This window comes from Bacillus sp. 05T31 (assembly GCF_056396725.1).
Genome location: NZ_JBFTMA010000651.1, coordinates 1 through 2,576 on the forward strand (window position 1 = coordinate 1; position 2,576 = coordinate 2,576).

Consider the following 2,576-nt stretch of genomic DNA (forward strand, 5'->3'; position numbering starts at 1 on the left):
GAAGTATACAGCTCCGCACTTARCAAGCAAATTCGTTTTTAAACCCATCTATAAAATTACAACCACTTAATGAAAACACAAATACACATATAAGACCAACTAAAATACCTTTTTGTAATTCATTTTACAACAGCCACCTAATTATCAATTTGAAAACTATATATTACTATATTTAAATAATTAGTATACATTGAAATTACCTTGAAAATGAATTGTTAAATCATATAGTTGTAGGACATGAAGTCATCTTATGAATATTTTTATACAGTAGCTATATTTATTACTCATATAGTATTACTTCGAAAAGCAATTGTATTACAAAGAGGTATATCTATATCTCTCCACCATACCACTAGACTGTAAAAATACATAATGTGTGTACCTTTTTGGATAGGTGAAGATATGTAAAAATATGAGGGTGAGAGTGAATGTGATTTTTAACGATTTTAGCTCACGGAAGGCTACGAGATAAAAATAACTGAAGGAATACTAAAAAAATAATAACCGACGGATTTTCGTTTGAATACTAATGACTTTGACGTATTCATGAACTTGGCTCTTCAGGAAGAGCATTTTTGATAGCTTGATATAGGGGGTAAATAAATTATGAACGTTAACTACGGTAGACATACTATTATTGAAGTTGATTTAAATGCACTGCAACGTAATTTCCAACAGTACAAACAAGCTATTCCATCTGGTACAGCGATTATGACAGCTGTCAAAGCGAATGCCTATGGACACGGGGCAGTTCCGATTGCGAAAGCGGCAATAGAGGCAGGTACAAGTCACTTGGCAGTTGCGTTTGTAGATGAAGGAATTGAACTTAGAGAAGCTGGTATAACTGTACCAATATTAATCTTTGGATACACACCGTATGAAGCGATAGTAGATGCAATTACATATGATTTAAGCATGACAGTATATACAATTGAGGATTTGCATGCTATAGAAGAGGTTGCTTCACAAATGGAAAAGAATGCGTATATCCATATTAAAATTGACACTGGAATGAGCCGACTCGGTTTACAACTTAATGAAGTTACATTGTTCTTACAAACATTAAAGTGTACAAAATATATTCAGGTTGAAGGCATGTACACGCACTTCGCTTGTGCAGATGAAAGGGATAAAATGTATACTCTCATGCAACAAGAGGTATTTCAAAAAGCCGTAAGCAAAGCAGAAGAGTTACAAATTGTTATTCCATGGATTCATGCCAATAATAGTGCTGCTACAATTGATATGAGAGAAACAAAAGGAAATATGGTCCGCCTTGGAATCGCGTTATACGGTCTCTATCCATCTGCAGATGTCAATCAAGAAGCTATTTCGTTACAGCCTATCCTGACATTTAAATCAAAAGTTGCGCATATCAAAAAAGTAAAAAAAGGAAATGGGGTTAGCTATGGAGCAACATACACAGCGACAGGAGAAGAATGGATTGCGACAATACCGGTTGGATATGCGGATGGTGTCAGCAGGCAACTCTCGAATAAAGGGTTTGTATTAATAAAGGGTATGAAAGTTCCTATTATAGGACGTATTTGTATGGACCAGTTAATGTTGGACGTAACAAAAATCATGCCAATACATGTTGGGGAGGAAGTGGTCTTTTATGGTAATCAAGGCGAGGAATCAATAAGTGTAGATTGCGTTGCAGATATAATAAGTACAATTAATTATGAGATTACTTGTATGTTAAGTAGAAGGATACCTCGCATCTATATAAAAGACAATAAGCCAATCGAAATAATAAATGAACTACGAAGAAGTCCTATCAGTTTATGTATAAATGAATGAAGAATCTTCACCATAAATTTATGCTAACTTCACATGCAGCACATATTAAAATTGTATTATGTATATGTACCAAATAAATAAAATAAATAGCATTTCTGTTTTTAATGAAATAAAATCCTATTATTTCTATATAAGGGTCTGAGTTGCATATTGGGGATTGTGGTTTTCTTTAGAAATGGATCTAAATAAAAAGGAATCAATATAAAAGGGGAATGTCTTATGACAACATATACGAGCGAGATAAAAAAAACTTCAGTTACTGAAGAAGATGTAGATATTTTAAAAATTATGGCGCATCCAATACGTTTACAAATTGTAAATGAATTAAGTGTCCGTAAAACTTGTAATGTAACGCAATTAACAGAAATATTAAACATTCCGCAATCGACTGTTTCACAGCATTTATCAAAAATGAAAGGTAAAGTGCTAAAAGCAGAGCGAAGAGGATTAGAAATTTATTATTACATTAATAATTTAAAAGCAAGTAAGATTGTTAATGTATTAGGATATATAAACTAACGGATGTTCGTTCTACAAAATAGTCCCTCTGTTATAAAACAGAGGGACTATTTTGTATTTCATTATTTGTTTGTATTTAAGATTTTATAGTTTTTATGATTCACAATAGTTCGATCAAATTCAAAAGTACCACCATTTACACCTGTAATTTCAACTAAGACAGATTCAGTGTACAGTTTTAATACAGAGCCAGTGATTTTCAGGTTATTTCTTTGAAAAAGTATAGTATCCCCTACGTTTGCTTTCATAGTACC

3 protein-coding genes are annotated in these 2,576 nt (G+C 32.6%); 2 read left to right on the forward strand and 1 reads right to left on the reverse strand.

The annotated features are described in order from the left end of the window. The first annotated feature begins 606 nt into the window (after positions 1-606). On the forward strand, positions 607-1,803 hold the full coding sequence (gene alr, locus AC1DJR_RS25940; RefSeq protein ID WP_429687289.1) for an alanine racemase: 1,197 nt from the start codon (positions 607-609) through the stop codon (positions 1,801-1,803). A gap of 219 nt (positions 1,804-2,022) precedes the next feature. Continuing rightward, positions 2,023-2,322 (forward strand): ArsR/SmtB family transcription factor, encoded by a 300-nt coding sequence (locus AC1DJR_RS25945; RefSeq protein WP_429687288.1) that lies wholly within the window; start codon positions 2,023-2,025, stop codon positions 2,320-2,322. Between the two features lie 62 nt (positions 2,323-2,384). Here the strand turns inward: AC1DJR_RS25945 and AC1DJR_RS25950 are convergent, their stop codons facing one another. Further along, complete coding sequence (locus AC1DJR_RS25950) at positions 2,385-2,570, reverse strand: YkvS family protein (protein WP_429687287.1); 186 nt, start codon at positions 2,568-2,570, stop codon at positions 2,385-2,387. Positions 2,571-2,576 lie beyond the last annotated feature (6 nt).

Bases quoted from the DNA above. Each gene is read 5' to 3' on its own strand.
- alr (WP_429687289.1), top strand. From the start codon at position 607: ATGAACGTTAACTACGGTAGACATACTATTATTGAAGTTGATTTAAAT.
- AC1DJR_RS25950 (WP_429687287.1), bottom strand. From the start codon at position 2,570: ATGAAAGCAAACGTAGGGGATACTATACTTTTTCAAAGAAATAACCTG.
- AC1DJR_RS25945 (WP_429687288.1), top strand. From the start codon at position 2,023: ATGACAACATATACGAGCGAGATAAAAAAAACTTCAGTTACTGAAGAA.